Source organism: Microvirga sp. 2MCAF38 (assembly GCF_052115485.1).
Lineage (GTDB): Bacteria > Pseudomonadota > Alphaproteobacteria > Rhizobiales > Beijerinckiaceae > Microvirga.
The window spans coordinates 59,371-73,934 of sequence record NZ_JBFRGU010000002.1 but is presented as its reverse complement, the minus strand read 5'-3'; the positions used below and the strand labels follow the sequence as shown (position 1 = coordinate 73,934).

The following is a 14,564-nucleotide window of genomic DNA, read 5'->3' as shown; positions in this document are numbered from 1 at the left end:
CGGGTCTTACCCGCGCAAGGATGAGACCTTATGTTGTCCCTTGCCGGGCCCCTGTCGTCGCCCGGATTGTGAAATACCCATTTGGAGTTCCGGATGTCTGATCTATCCACCTTCCCTATCACCGCGCGCTGGCCGGCAGCGCATCCGGACCGCCTACAGCTCTATTCCCTCCCGACGCCGAACGGCGTGAAGGTTTCGATCGCGCTGGAAGAGATCGGATTGCCCTATGAGCCGCATACGATCGATATCGGAAACAACGAAACCCGGACGCCCGAATTTTTGTCACTGAACCCGAACGGGAAAATTCCTGCCATTATCGATCCGGACGGCCCCGGTGGCGTCCCCCTCGTCCTGGTAGAGTCCGGTGCGATCCTGCTCTATCTTGCCGAGAAGACCGGAAAGCTCATGCCCGCGGACCCTGCTCGCCGCTACGAGACGATCCAATGGGTGTTTTTCCAAATGGCGTCGGTTGGACCGATGTTCGGTCAGATCGGCTACTTCCACAAATTCGCCGGTCGGGAAATTGACGACAAGCGGCCGCTCGAGCGCTACGTTACGGAGTCGAAACGCCTGCTCGGCGTTTTGGAAGCACGGCTCGCCGGTCGGCAATGGATCATGGGCGACGAATACACCATCGCCGACATCTCGCTTCTCGGTTGGGTGCGCAATCTCATCGGCTTTTACAATGCTCGCGACCTCGTCGAATTCGACACCCTGAAGCACGTACCGGATTGGTTGGAGCGCTGCCTTGCGCGCCCGGCAGTGAAGCGCGGACTTGAGATCCCGAAGCGGCCCTGATGGCGTGACGGGGCCATAACTGGTACACACATTTTTGCAGAGATCCCCGAAGCCCCGACGGAAGAAGTACGGGGAGAACGTCATACCAAAGCTGAGCCACGCGATGTCCAGACCCCCCTTTAGAACACGAGATCCTCTGCAGGCGGCAGAGGCCGCCTTCAAGAAAGCGACGACCAGGCCTGCCGAACCCGAGCCGAAGGCCCCTTCGATTCCAGGCGCCAAGGAAACGGTGTCTTTGCGGATTGACCGGGATGTCCTCGACTACTTTCAGGAGGATGGACCAGGGTGGCAGGACAGGATCAACGCAGCATTGAGGCAGGCTGCCGGTAAGTAGAGCTGCTCCTCTTTTCCTCAGCGCTTCTGGTCCAGGAACGCGCGCACGGCCGCAAGCGTTGCGGCTGGTTGTTCTTCCATCAGCCAATGGCCGGCATTCGGGATCACGAGTTCGGTGACGTCGGTCGCGGCAAAACGCATGACCGTCGCCATTGTCGGCCCGAATGACTTCTCCCCACCGATGGCGAGCACGGGCATCGTAAGCTTGCCCTTTGCGACAAACGCCTTGTTGTCTATCGCGTCCTGGTCGAAGGCTGCGAACTGGTTGAAGCCGGCATGCATCGCGCCGGGCTGCGCATAAAGCTTCGCGTAGTGCTCCCGGGAGGCCTCGCTGAACCGCTTGGGATCGGCAGAAAACTCGTTCCAGAATCTGTCGAGGTAGATCCGCTCACGACCCGCGACGAGTCGCTCCGCATCAGGGCCCTGGAAGGAGAAGTGCCACAGCGCCCGATTGCGCACGATATCATCCCAGGGGCCTATACCGGGTAGAGGAGCATCCATGATGACAAAGCGGGTGACCCGCTCCGGATATTGCGCGGCGAAGGCATAACCGACCATGTTGCCGATATCATGGGTGACGAGGTCAGCCTGGTCGATCTTCAGCGCATCGAGGACGCCGGCGATATCGCGCCCTTGCGTTTTCTTGTCGTAGCCGCCCTCGGGTCGGGGCGAGAGCCCCATGCCGCGCAGGTCGGGAACGACGACGGTATGGTCGCGGACGAGCTCCGCCGCGAGCGGAGCCCACATATCGCCGGTCTCGCCATAGCCATGCAGCAAAATGACCGCAGGTCCTTGTCCTCCAACCCTGGCATGAAGGGTTGTGCCATTCGTCTGAATTTCCTGATTGCGAAACTCTTTTGGAAAAGGCTGAACCTGCGCTGTGACCGGCAGCGACATGACAAGGACAATCGCACCGAGAAAGATCCGAAGCATCTTCCTTCTCCGTTGATTAGTGTTTCACCCACGCCCTCATTGTCGCACGTGCACGCTCTTGATGTTCACGAACTCACGGATCCCAAATTGTGAGCATTCGCGGCCATAGCCACTCTCCTTGACGCCGCCAAAGGGCATACGCGGATCGGACCGCACATTCTCGTTGACGAAGCTCAGCCCGGATTCAAGCTCCTCTGCGGCAATCCGTTCGCCTTTCGCCAGATCCTTCGTCAGAACGCACGATCCCAGGCCGAAGTGCGACGCGTTCGCAATGCGGATCGCATCCTCGTCATCGCGCGCCTCGATCACGGCAGCGACCGGCCCGAAGATTTCCTCCTCGTAAGCCGGCATTCCGGGCTTCACTTCGGAAAGAACCGTTGGCGGATACCATGCGCCAGGACGCTCCGGGATCTCGCCACCCGCAAGCAGGCGCGCACCAGCCGCAATGCTTTTCTGAACCTTGGCATGTACATTGTCGCGCGCAGCAACACTTTGCATTGGCCCGAGCTTCGTCGTCGGGTCGCGCGGGTCTCCCATGGCATAAGTTTTCATCTTGGCCACGAAGGCGCGTTCGAATGCGTCTCGCACTTTCGACACCACAATAAACCGCTTTCCGGCAATGCAGCTTTGTCCGCCATTGACCATCCGCGCCGTGGCACAAATTTCGGCGGCATGCTCGATATCGGCGTCAGCCAACACGAGGTAAGCATCGGATCCACCGAGCTCGAGCACGCTTTTCTTGAGCACGGCGCCTGCGGCCGCCGCGACTTGGCGCCCAGCCTCGACGCTGCCGGTCAGGGTGACGGCGGAGATGTGCGGATCGTCGATGAGCGCCTTCACGTCGCGGCTCGGAATGAGCACCGTCCGGAACACGTTCGCGGGAAAACCTGCCTCGCGGAAGACACTCTCGATGGCAAGCGCGCAGCCGGGTACGCTGCTCGCATGTTTGAGGACCGCCGTGTTGCCGGCCATGAGGTTCGGCGCGGCGAACCGGAAAACCTGCCAGAACGGGAAGTTCCACGGCATGACCGCAAGCACGGTGCCGAGCGGATTGAAGGTGACGAAAGCCTTCGGACCGCCGAGATCGACAGGCTCGGGCCTCAGAAACCGTTCGGCGTTTTCAGCGAAATAGTCGCAATTGAAGGCGCATTTTTCGACTTCAGCGAAGCCCTCCGTGATCGGCTTGCCCATTTCCGCCCTCATCAACTCGGCAAAGGCGTCCTGATTGCGCCGAAGAACCCCGGCGGCAGCCGCCATCAACTTCGCCCGTTCTGCGAAGGATGTGCGTCGCCACGTGTCGAAGATGACATGCGTGTCGCGGGCAATCGCCAAGGCTTCGTCTGTCGTATGCCCTTCATATGTCCGCCCGGGCAGCCCGGTCGACGGATCTGCCGTATCGAAGCGCGGTTTGTCGGTCATCCGAGCCTTGTCGCGTTCGGAACAATGCTCTCGCCCATGACAGCTTCTCCCGATATCGCTGCGGTGCGCTCTCCAGAGAGCCCATCGCGAAAACAATCAGCCATTCGATAAGCCGAGGGATGCAGCACAGTTCCATGCGACCGACGTGTTCAGGCCCGCATCGAAAGCGAAAACGTGGGCGCGAGTTGCGTTCTCGCACTTTTAGTCGGAAGCAGACTCCAGACCGAAGAGCATCCGGGCTCGGATGTGGTTTATGGGGCGGTCTTCAGGTGTTTCCAGAAAGTAATCGAGTTGCCAGCTTTGCGTTTGCAGTGCTTGCCGGCTCGTGGGCCTGTCCCATGGCGGGTAAACACGGATGGCCCGCTTACCACCCTTGCCATTGCGCGCGACGACGTCCCGCGCACACAAAACGGACTTGGGAAAAACAAACTGTCCCAAATGCTGGTCTGTGCGACAGCTGACAACGAAAAAATCGATCGGATCGGACTCATCGAAGGGTTGGATCGGTCCATTTCCGATCCGCTTCCATAGGGTGACGAACTGACCGATTTTTGTCGGCGTGATTTTGGAGGCGCGAAACCGCAAGGCCAACCCAGCCAATTGGAGCGCATATGCACCATACTCCGCGCTTTCCGGTTCCATTTTCAGTTCGGAACACTCAAGCGCGTTCGGCGTGTAGACCAGATTCATCGCAGCCAAAAGATCCTGATGAATCTTCAAATCCGAGTGCCTCAAACCACTGACCTTTCAATCGAAAACACGCGCGTGGCGTTGCCACCGCGGGCATCACAAACGTTGGCTGGAGCGGCTTGTCAAGCAAGCGACAAATTAAAGTAAAACTAAGATAGAAAGCAGGTTATTATTTATGCAAAACGTCACCCAATAATATTCGTCGCAGAAATCACTTTTAAATTATTCTAATTAAAGAACATACAAATTGACAGCCCGTGACACCGACGCCTACACAGCAGTCGTTTCATCAGAACGCCGCACTCCTTTTTTTGAAGCAGAAGCTGCCATGAAAATTTCCCTGCCTTATCTTGCAAGTGCATTGGCACTGATTGCCGCCGTGAGTGCGCCGCTGGCAGCTAAAGCGCAAGGCGCAAACACCGACGGCATCATCGTCTACAACGCCCAGCACGAAAGCCTCACTCAGGCATGGGCGGATGGGTTCACCCGCGAGACCGGCATTAAGGTGACATTGCGAAAGGGTAGCGACACCGAACTCGGCAACCAGATCGTGCAGGAGGGCGCCGCCTCTCCCGCCGACGTATTCCTGACCGAAAACTCGCCCGCAATGGCGTTGGTGGACAATGCAGGCCTGTTCGCGCCGCTTCCTGCCGACGTGATCGCGCAAGTGCCTGAAAATTACCGTCCCGCGCACGGTCGTTGGACCGGGATCGCGGCACGGTCGACGGTGTTCGCCTACGATAAGACCAAGCTGACTGAGGACAAGTTACCGAAGTCGATTATGGATCTCGCCGATCCGAGCTGGAAGGGGCGGTGGGCCGCCTCGCCGGCGGGCGCGGATTTCCAGGCCATCGTCGGCGCCATGCTGGAACTCAAGGGCGAGGCAGCAACGGCAGCCTGGCTCAAGACCATGAAGGAAAGCGCCAAGTTCTACAAGGGCAACAGCGTGGCCATGAAGGCTGTGAACGCAGGCGAAGTCGAAGGCGCGGTGATCTATCACTATTACTGGTTCGGCGATCAGGCGAAGACCGGGGAGAACAGCAAGAGCGTCGCCCTGCACTACTTCCGCAACCAGGATCCCGGCGCATTCGTCAGCATTTCCGGCGGTGGCGTTCTGGCTTCGAGCAAGCACAAGGCGCAGGCGGAAGCGTTCCTGAAATGGGTCTCCGGCAAGGGTGGCCAGGGAATTCTCAAGACCGGCGATTCCTTCGAATATGCAGTCGGTGTCGGGGCTGAATCGAACCCGAAGCTGGTGCCTCTGTCGAATCTGCAAACGCCGAGCGTCGAACCGTCCAGGCTCAATAGCAAAAAAGTGACCGATCTGATGACAGCCGCCGGCCTGCTGTAGTATTTGCCGGCAACTCAGTGTGCTAGACGTTTTATCCCCTTGCTGAGGATCTTCCCTCGCAAGGGGAATTTCGTTTGGGGGCGTCACCAGCCCATCGCTCAAACGTATGAAGGCAATCTTCGTCTTGCCGCAAGTCAAAGCAGCCATCGAGCCAACTCAGGCCATATTCGACCGGCCCGCCCCGATTTCGAGTGGCTTGCGAGGTCGATTGCCGAATGCGCCCGTTTTCAGCGCTGCAGTTCTGGTGTCGCTGGTGTCCCTGCTCCCTGTCGGCTTCATTATCTGGATCACGTTCCTGACCGGGTGGGAGACGAGTTCGGCACTCATCTTTCGTCCCCGCGTCGGCGAGTTGTTGATCAACACGGTTCTCCTCGAAATCTGCACCATTCCGCTCTCGATTTTTCTGGCGATAGCGCTCGCATGGTTGACGGAGCGGACCGACCTGCCCGGAGCCAGTATCTGGGCATGGCTTGCTGTCGCGCCGCTGGCGGTGCCTGCCTTCGTGCATAGCTATGCCTGGATCAGCGTGGCGCCCGGCCTGCACGGTCTGTTCGGCGGCACTCTGATTTCGGTTCTGGCTTATTTCCCGTTTCTTTATCTGCCGGTAGCCGCACAATTGCGAAGGCTCGATCCGGCAATAGAGGATGCAGCGGCCTCGCTCGGCCTCGGACCTTGGCGCGTTTTCTTCCGCGTCGTGCTTCCACAATTGCGGCTTGCCGTCTGCGGCGGATCGCTCCTGATCGGTCTCCACCTTCTGGCCGAATACGGTCTCTTCGTGATGATCCGGTTCGACACTTTCGCCACTGCGATCGTCGATCAGTTCCAATCCGCCTATAACGGCCCGGCTGCCAACATGCTCGGCGGCGTCCTCATCGTCTGCTGCTTTGGCCTCCTCTCGCTCGAAGCCGTCGCCCGCGGCAACGAGCGCTATGCGCGCGTGGGCTCCGGGGCTGCCCGCCCGATGGTTCGAAACCGCCTGGGCCGCCTCGCGGCGCCATGCCTGCTGATACCGGCAGCGACGACGGCGCTTGCCCTCGGCGTACCGCTCGTCACTCTCGGGCGCTGGCTGGTCATCGGTGGGGCCGACGTATGGCGACTGGGAGAGATCGGAGCCGCTCTAGGTCAAACGCTCACCTTCGCTCTCGCCGGGGCGTTTCTGACGACCCTTGCCGCGATACCCATGGGGTGGCTCTCGGTTAGAGCCCCCGGGCCTCTACAGCGTATTCTGGAAGCCTGCCACTATTGCGTCGGGTCCCTCCCCGGTGTCGTGGTCGCTCTCGCCCTTGTCACCATCACGGTTCGTGTGGCGCTTCCTCTCTACCAGACGGTGACGACGGTGTTGCTCGCCTATGCGCTGATGTTCCTGCCCAGAGCGCTCGTCGGCCTGCGCGCCAGCATCGCCCAAGCACCCGTCGAGCTGGAGCGCGCTGCAATGGCGCTCGGGCGCACGCCCATCCAGGCTGTACGCCAGGTCACTCTTCGACTTGCGGCTCCCGGCGCGGCGGCCAGCATGGCGCTCGTGGCTCTCGGCATCACCACGGAGCTCACCGCCACCTTGATGCTTGCCCCCAATGGTACGAGAACACTGGCGACGGAGTTCTGGGCGCTCACCAGCGAGATCGACTATGTCGCCGCAGCGCCGTACGCCCTGATGATGGTGTTGCTGTCGCTGCCTCTCACTATCCTGCTTCACGCGCAATCCAAACGGACGGGCGGACGATGACCTTTCTCAGCGTGCAAGGGATCGGCAAACGGTACGGAGCGACGGTCGCACTCGAGGGCGTCGACCTAAACATGTCGGGCGGCAGCCGGACCGCGATCGTAGGTCCGTCAGGCTCGGGCAAGACGACGCTTTTGCGCATCATTGCAGGCTTCGAGACGCCGGACGCGGGCCGCGTCACTCTAGACGGGCAGGTTTTGGCCGAGGGTCCATCCACCGTTGCAGCCCATCTGCGCGGTATCGGCGTCGTGACTCAGGATGGCGCGCTTTTTCCCCATCTGAGCGTTGCCGACAACATTGGTTTTGGCCTCGATCCCAGTGCACCGTCGCGGGATAAACGCATTCTGGAACTCATGGACACGGTCGAACTCGACCGGAAGATGCTCGATAGGCGCCCCCATGAAATCTCCGGCGGTCAGCAGCAGCGCGTTGCGCTTGCCCGCGCCCTCGCCCGACAGCCGAAACTGATGCTGCTTGACGAACCTTTCTCCGCGCTCGACACAGGCCTGCGTGAGAGCACGCGCAAAGCAGTGGCCGAGGTATTGCGGGCCGCCGGCATCACAACCATGCTGGTCACCCACGATCAGGTCGAGGCCCTGTCCTTCGCCGACCAGGTCGCCATTTTGCGCGAAGGGCGCTTGGTGCAGGCCGGCTCGCCGCGCGAACTTTATCTCACGCCAAAAGACCCCGGAACGGCGGTCTTCATAGGCGACGCCATCATCATGCCGGCTAAGTTGGAGGATGGCTGGGCCTTATGTAATCTCGGACGCATTGCCGCCGACACCGGTCAGCGACGTGGCGCTGCTGAGATCATGCTGCGCCCGGAACAGGTGCGGCTCGCACCGAGTTTACCCGAAGCTCAGGCGAACGATGCCGATCCATCTGCCTGCTACGGGCAGGTGACAGATGTCGAGTTCGGCGGAGCCGTATGCATGGTCACCCTGTCGCTCCTGAGCTCACCCGATGCACCATTGCTACGGATCAGAAGTTCGAGCATCGACCTGCCCAACGTCGGCACATATGTGAAGATCACCGTGCTCGGCAAAGCCCATGTTTTCGATCTACGTCCGTCATCGTCAGTTTCAGTTCGTTGACTTTCGGGCTTGGCCAGCCATCCGCAGTGCGAGAACCGGCCCTCACCCCCGTCCTGATAATGGACCTGCGGCCGACTTCTCTGGGCCGACTTCCTCCGTCGGAACATCAAGAAAAAGCGAGTGGAGGGCAACTTCGAAGAAGCGATGGAACGGGCGCTCGAGCTCGCCAAGAGTCACGAAGCCGAATACCTCCCCGGCTGGTGCGGTCCGGCGAGCAGTCCCGACTGACGGGCTCTGGCTCAGTATCGGATGATCGAGCGCAATCCGAAAACCATGGCATCCTTGATGGCGACACCATTCGGCGCGCGTGGATTCTGCACGTTGCCGCCTGGTCGGAAGATGTACTGAAAGTCCGGCTGAAGCGTCCAACCGGGAAGTACCTGCGCCTGATACGTGACTTCGATCACAGCTTCGCTGGACTGCACCGGTCGCACCATGCCCGTAAATGAAATGGCATCCAGATCAAGGCCGGTGACCCGAGAGGATATCTGCGCGTAGGCGAAACCAACTGCGAATAGGTCGTCGGGGCGGCTCGGAATCATGCCTTTGAACGAAACACCGGTATCCGCGTAGAAGCTGATCAGATTTTGATCGGAGGGCGAGACGGCAAGTCGAGCGAAGATTCCAATCCCCTGATCGGTCGTGTTCGAGATGCGATAGACCATCTGATCGAGGATGGCGTAGAGCCCGCTATCGCCCCGGACACGACGAGGAATCCCGTTACTGTCCGGACTGGCAAGGGACAGGTTGTCCGTCCCGAAGCGCTGATCGTCGAAGCGGCCCAAGTGATACCACCCACCGAACTTCACCGTGCCGGGAAGACCGGTCGAATCCTTGGCCTGATTGTAAGCGTAGGCCATCTCCGCGATGACAAAGGCAGGATCGTTGACCCTGAAATTCGTGCCGGTGCGATCCCGGCGCTGCGGATCGAATGGACCGAACGGCCCTGGCGGACCAGCTGGGTTTCCGTTGAAGACTGCCGCGAGAAGCGTGAACTGGTCCGTCAGCGTGACCTTCAAACGTATGCCGGGTGTTGCGAGCGGGTAAGATGGTCCGCTGCTGGGGAGATCCGCAGCCGTAATCGCCGGCCACCCGAAGGTGGTGTTCACGAAAAGCGCGGCGTACTGGCTGATCAGAAACTCGGTGTCGGCTCCCAATTGGCCGAGCCGCAAAGCCACCTTGTCTTCAAGGAATTTCTGCTCGAACCACAACTCATAGAGCCGTGTCGAGGCAAGAGCCTCGATGTTGCTCACCGCGAGCAGATTGCCGATATAGTAACGGGATAAACCCCGCCCGTGAACCTGATAGGCATTCGTGTGAAAGGCCGCCCCCTTCCAGTCGAGCAGCTTGTCGAGGTCTGCATCCAGCTGAAAATTGAGCTGCCCGTCGTAGATGCCTCCACGCTTGATGCCGCCAGAGACGTTTCCAAAACCTTCGTTGGTATAGGTGAGGCTGTAGGTGAGGCCCTTGGTATCGAGAAAACTACGGATGCTTCCGGGGTCGCCGCCATAAGCCTCCATGAAAGACTGGATGGAAGGCGATATCTGTGGTGCGGTGGAAGTCTCCGATTGCGGCTTTGTCTCGGACTGCGCGAGGGATACCGAGCTGGCAGCGCAGAAGAGCAAGGTTATTCCAAGACCGAGCGCGCGTAACATCGATGTCCCATTTTTTGCGAAAAACGTTGTCTCCTACTATCAGGCGCAGGGTATGCGATCTTCAAGGGTGGCTTCGAGACTCGCCTTCATGGGCCCTAAGAGCGTAGGCCGTCCGACACGGAGACGCGATAGTTCAGCGCGGCTGGAATGAGCGCAAGAAAACTCCCGAGCGCCATCAGGCCGATGACGAAAAGCCCGTCGTTCAGGCCAGGCCGGAAGGCAAGGTGCAGACCGGTTTCACTCTCAATCGCTTGAGATACCAGCGCCGCCGCGCCCCAGCCGAAGAGCAGTCCCAGCGCGCATCCGACCGCGAGGAGGATCGCTGCTTCCAGCCACACCACGAGCAAGATGTAGATGGCCGGAGCACCAAGCGCGCGCAGGACCGCATAACGCCGCCGCCGCAATCCGGTGAGAGTGAGCAGCAGAAGCAGTACTGCCACGAAGATCAATCCGTTGCTGATCCATGACGAGGCGACGAGCACGTCCTTCACGTCCCCGATGGTCTTGTAGAGACCGACCAATACTTCGGCCGGGAAAACCGCCATTGTGCCGCCCTTACGGTAGTCGCCGCGCAGCGAATAGGCATCGGCGATCCGCTTCGGCTTCACCACGATAGCGGGCACACCCGGAGCGACCTTGGCGTCGAAAGGAGGACCGAGGCTCGCCTCGTCCTCGGCATGTCCATTACCGAGCCCATGCGTTTCCCACACGCTCTCCACCGGCACCTGTATCGCCCGATCCCATGGGGTACCGAGACGCGGAAGACGGCCGACGACCGTATAGGTGACGTCCTCGTGGCGGTATCGGGTTTCCTCCTCCGCATCCTCCTGGAAAGCATGAGCCTGCCCGCCTGTGGCGTGGGAAGGCTTGAAGGTCTCACCGATCTTGAAGGAAACATCGGCGCCGACGACGGCCTCGCCCTCCTTCGCAAAGAGCCGCCCCTCAGCCGCCTGCAACCGCCCCCAGCGCCCGGCGAAAGTAGGCGTTGTACCGACCACGGGGAAGCCGCGCACAACGTCGCCGAACGCGATCGGCGCGACGGCGGCGACGCGCGGATCCTTCGAGAGAGTGTTGAGAAGCGCGCCGTCCGTGAGGGGCAGAGCCTCGAGGTCGAGATAGACCGTCGTGAGCACGAGTTGCGTCTGGCTGCCGGCCGCTCCGATCAGGAGATCGAAATCGTCGGCAGCGCGAGCCGAACTCTGGCGCAACATCCTCTCCTGCGCGCCAATGCCTACGCCCATGGCCACGGCGACAGCCACGAGAAGCGGGATCGCGAAGGCGAGCCAGCGGAGCGCCTTCAGATCGGCCCGCACCATCGGAAGCGGGTTCATGAGCGGACCTCCACGAGAAGACCGGTCTCAATGCGGTGCACCGTATCGAGGCGGTCGATGAGATGTGGATCATGGGTCGCGACGATGAGGGTCGCGCCCTGTTCCCGCGCTGCCTCGAGGAGCAGCGTGCCGAGCGTCTCGCCTGTGGCGGCGTCGAGGCTCGCCGTGGGCTCATCGGCGAGAAGAATAGCCGGATCGCGCAACAAGGCCCGCGCCATGGCGACCCGTTGCTGCTCGCCTCGCGAGAGTACGGCAGCTCGGCGATGAGGGTCCGGCAAGCCCAGGCGCTCGGACAAAAACGCGGCCCGGTCGATGAAATCGCGCCTGCGTCCCACAGCTCCGAACGTGAGAGGCAGAAGAATGTTGTCGAGGGCGCTCAATTCCGGAATGAGGTGGAAGTCCTGGAACACCAGACCGACATGCTGTCGGCGCCAACGGTCGCGTGCTCCCTCTGTAAGGGCCGCCAGATCGAGATCGCCCCACAGGACAGACCCGTGGCTAGAGTGACCGATCCCCGCCATGAGATGAAGCAACGTCGTCTTGCCCGCACCCGATGGCCCTGTGAGAGCGACGCGGTCTCCGGCGGGAACGTCGAGTAACGAAATGTCGAGCACACGCAAGGGCGTGCCGCTCTCCTGCGGCACCTCGACCCGGACGTCGCGCAAGATCAATGGCACTGCGGCCGGACGATGTTCAGACGCGGCGGTAGGATGCATCGACGATCCTCAATTGGCTGACAAAGCCGCTATCCGGATCGGTTGAGGACCCGACATCGAGGCGCCCGCTGACAGTGATCTTGGCTCCGGCAGAAACGAGCGGCGTTTCAGCCTTGAGATAAATGACCACGATGTCCACCGGCCAATCCGCATCGGACTGACAGAAAGGGCAGATGGCGAGCGGCTCGCGGGTCAGCACGAAAAAGGTGCTCTCGGCCCGCAGCGGCGGAGCCATATAGCCGGTAAGGCTGACCTCCTGCCCTTTAAGGGCAACGATCCGGTCCGCGAATTCGAAGCCGCGAACACCGAAGCTCTTGTACAGCGTGTCGAATGCAATCCACTCCCCGGCTTGCGCCCGAGTGGCGAGAAGCGCCGCAGCGACGCCGATCGTAAATCGGCGCCGCGTCAGCATTGATGGTGAGAGATTGGCCATGAGGCCCGGCTCTCCTTACTGGCCTGCGCCGAGGCCGAGGGCCGTCGTCATCACTCGGAACACGCGGGTGTTCTCCATGCGAGCCTTGAACTGCTCGGAACCCGGTCCCATGGCGGTGAGCACGAGATCGTCAGCCGTATGCACGCCCGAGTTGGACTCGAGAGGCAGGTTACCGATCCGGCGCGCCGCCAGCGGCTCCTTGCAGTATTCCTCGTTCGCGACGTAGGTCTTGCCGTCGGCGGCCTTCACGGTCGGCACGTTCTCGCCATTCATGTAGGGACGGCCCGTCTCGCAGTAATCCGGGTAGGCGGTGAACAGCATGGCAAGGCGACGGGAGACGTCGACCTTCTCCGGGTATCCTTCCGCGTTGGGCGCAGGATAGTTCGGGAACTTCGCGTCCGCGTAGATGCCTAACTTGTCGCGCAACTGATTGCCCGGAGTGTCGTCGTCATAGGTACCGACGATCGAAACACCATGCGCATGGTCGCCGACCACGATGATCAGGGTGTCATCTTTCTTCGCAGCGAAGTCCTTGGCGGTCTGGATGGCATTGTCGAGCATGATCGTGTCGTAGATCGCGCGCTCGGGGTCCAGCGAGTGGCTGTACTTGTCGATGCGGGCGGATTCGACCATCAACACGAAGCCGTTCTGGTTCTTCGACAGAACGTCGAGAGCTGCCTTCGTCTGCTCGACGAGATCCGGCTGATCCGGGAACTTCGACACGGTGCCCTTTTTCAGGATCTTGAGGTCGAGAGCGCCATCAATATTGCTGGTGTTGAACAGACCGAGGACCTTGGAGGAACCTGCCTGAGCCGCCGCCTGCATCTCTTGCTTGGTGGAGACGAACTTGTATCCGTCGGCCTCGAACTTCTTGATGTAATCGTCTTCATCCGTGCGCTTGGAGCCCGGTGTCGATTTGGCGAGGAAGTTCGGCGAGCCGCCGCCCATAATCACATCAGGCTTCACATCGTGGAACATCTTGACGATGTCGTTATAGTCGGCACGGCGGCGGGTATGGGCCACCATGCCGGCCGGGGTCGCGTCCTCGATCTCGGAATTCGTGACCACGCCGACCGCCATGCCGCCGTTGCGGCGCTTGGCCAACTCGCCGAGGGTCTCGACCTTCGGATGATCGAGGGTGCTTTTGTTCTTAGCGCAGTAGACGCCGAGGGCGTTCACGCAGGACTTGTGGCCTGTGGTGTAGGCGCTCATGGCGTTGGCGCTGTCGGTCACGATGGAATCGGTACCGGAGGTGGAGACGAGCGCCATATGCGGCATGTCGTCCATGGCGAGCTCGCCGTTATATCGACCTTCCGTGATGCCCTTGGAGAGCATGCGCGCGGCGGTGCGGTGCGCGACGGAAAGGCCGTCGCCGACGAATAGGATCACGTTCTTGGCCTTGCGCTCGGGAGTGCCGAACACTTCCCACTTCACGCTCGCCTTCTTCTCGCCGAGGGTCGCCTCGACGTTGTACATGCCGGGCTTTGCGATCTGAGCCCCGCGGATCCAGTAAGCCGAGTGCTCGCCACCGTCTTCCTTCTCCACGAATTTAGCGGACTGGCCCAATACGCTGGCCGGATCCTGACCGTTGATGGTGACCTTTACGGCGCCTTGCGCCGGTGCACCGGGGAACTCGACTTTGAAGTCGAATTTCGACCCAGCGAGAATCTCGGCCCGGGTGATGGGATAAATCGTTTGCGCCTGCGCGCCTGTTGCCACGAGGCCAAGAAGGCCCACGCCCAACGCTGTCCACGTCTTCATCAAGTCGGCTCCTGCATTGCTGACTGGCGTGTTCTAGGGGCCGTGTTCGACATTTGAATGACACCGAACGTCGTTACGTCCTTGAACCTGGGACTTCCGACAGCTCAGCTGTCATCCCAGCGGCACGGACTCCCTGCTTAGAATCCCCTCAAGCACGGGGAGAATGATGACCCGACTTGCCCCCCTGCCCGGTCCGTGTCGTTCGGAAGTACGGGGCACAAAAGTCATCTCACGATCCACAGTAAACGGCCGATTTTCAGACTTCCTCAACGGCAACAAAGGCCGAATCCTCTTCTCAGGCGGTAGGTCGCCGGCTAAGATGTTTTGTGCTGT

13 protein-coding genes are annotated in these 14,564 nt (G+C 60.7%); 5 read left to right on the top strand and 8 right to left on the bottom strand.

Going from position 1 to position 14,564, the window contains the following annotated elements; all coding sequences use genetic code 11:
• The first annotated feature begins 93 nt into the window (after positions 1–93).
• Both AB4072_RS04945 and AB4072_RS04940 read left to right on the top strand, forming a co-directional pair.
• Positions 94–798 (top strand): glutathione S-transferase family protein, encoded by a 705-nt coding sequence (locus AB4072_RS04945; protein WP_441965886.1) that lies wholly within the window; start codon positions 94–96, stop codon positions 796–798.
• Positions 799–901: 103 nt separating this feature from the next.
• Entirely contained in the window at positions 902–1,132 is a 231-nt protein-coding gene (locus AB4072_RS04940; RefSeq protein WP_441965885.1) for a BrnA antitoxin family protein, read from the top strand.
• Between the two features lie 17 nt (positions 1,133–1,149).
• Here the strand turns inward: AB4072_RS04940 and AB4072_RS04935 are convergent, their stop codons facing one another.
• From AB4072_RS04935 to AB4072_RS04925, 3 genes are all read right to left on the bottom strand, one after another.
• Positions 1,150–2,028: an alpha/beta fold hydrolase gene (locus AB4072_RS04935; RefSeq protein WP_441966536.1), complete on the bottom strand. Its 879-nt coding sequence runs from the start codon at positions 2,026–2,028 to the stop codon at positions 1,150–1,152.
• A 72-nt stretch (positions 2,029–2,100) separates the two neighbouring features.
• Positions 2,101–3,483, bottom strand: coding sequence for an NAD-dependent succinate-semialdehyde dehydrogenase (locus AB4072_RS04930; RefSeq protein WP_441965883.1), 1,383 nt, complete (start codon positions 3,481–3,483; stop codon positions 2,101–2,103).
• Between the two features lie 201 nt (positions 3,484–3,684).
• Positions 3,685–4,203 (bottom strand): MepB family protein, encoded by a 519-nt coding sequence (locus AB4072_RS04925; RefSeq protein ID WP_441965881.1) that lies wholly within the window; start codon positions 4,201–4,203, stop codon positions 3,685–3,687.
• 298 nt (positions 4,204–4,501) lie between these two features.
• Here AB4072_RS04925 and AB4072_RS04920 point away from each other — a divergent pair, with 298 nt between their 5' ends.
• From AB4072_RS04920 to AB4072_RS04910, 3 genes are all read left to right on the top strand, one after another.
• Complete coding sequence (locus tag AB4072_RS04920) at positions 4,502–5,521, top strand: iron ABC transporter substrate-binding protein (protein ID WP_441965879.1); 1,020 nt, start codon at positions 4,502–4,504, stop codon at positions 5,519–5,521.
• 106 nt (positions 5,522–5,627) lie between these two features.
• Complete coding sequence (locus AB4072_RS04915) at positions 5,628–7,244, top strand: ABC transporter permease (RefSeq protein WP_441965877.1); 1,617 nt, start codon at positions 5,628–5,630, stop codon at positions 7,242–7,244.
• Entirely contained in the window at positions 7,241–8,335 is a 1,095-nt protein-coding gene (locus tag AB4072_RS04910) for an ABC transporter ATP-binding protein (protein ID WP_441965876.1), read from the top strand. Before AB4072_RS04915 ends, AB4072_RS04910 begins: the two co-directional genes overlap by 4 nt.
• Before the next feature lie 239 nt (positions 8,336–8,574).
• Here AB4072_RS04910 and AB4072_RS04905 read toward each other — a convergent pair whose 3' ends face one another.
• The 5 genes from AB4072_RS04905 to AB4072_RS04885 form a co-directional block, all read right to left on the bottom strand.
• A complete protein-coding gene (locus tag AB4072_RS04905; protein WP_441965874.1) occupies positions 8,575–9,990 on the bottom strand; it encodes a carbohydrate porin in 1,416 nt (471 codons plus the stop codon).
• A 95-nt stretch (positions 9,991–10,085) separates the two neighbouring features.
• A complete protein-coding gene (locus tag AB4072_RS04900; RefSeq protein ID WP_441965872.1) occupies positions 10,086–11,321 on the bottom strand; it encodes an FtsX-like permease family protein in 1,236 nt (411 codons plus the stop codon).
• Positions 11,318–12,037, bottom strand: coding sequence for an ABC transporter ATP-binding protein (locus tag AB4072_RS04895; protein WP_441965871.1), 720 nt, complete (start codon positions 12,035–12,037; stop codon positions 11,318–11,320). The genes AB4072_RS04900 and AB4072_RS04895 overlap by 4 nt, the downstream gene beginning before the upstream one ends.
• Positions 12,015–12,470, bottom strand: a complete 456-nt coding sequence (locus AB4072_RS04890; protein WP_441965869.1) for a hypothetical protein — start codon at positions 12,468–12,470, stop codon at positions 12,015–12,017. The genes AB4072_RS04895 and AB4072_RS04890 overlap by 23 nt, the downstream gene beginning before the upstream one ends.
• A gap of 15 nt (positions 12,471–12,485) precedes the next feature.
• Positions 12,486–14,231: an alkaline phosphatase gene (locus tag AB4072_RS04885; protein ID WP_441965867.1), complete on the bottom strand. Its 1,746-nt coding sequence runs from the start codon at positions 14,229–14,231 to the stop codon at positions 12,486–12,488.
• Positions 14,232–14,564 lie beyond the last annotated feature (333 nt).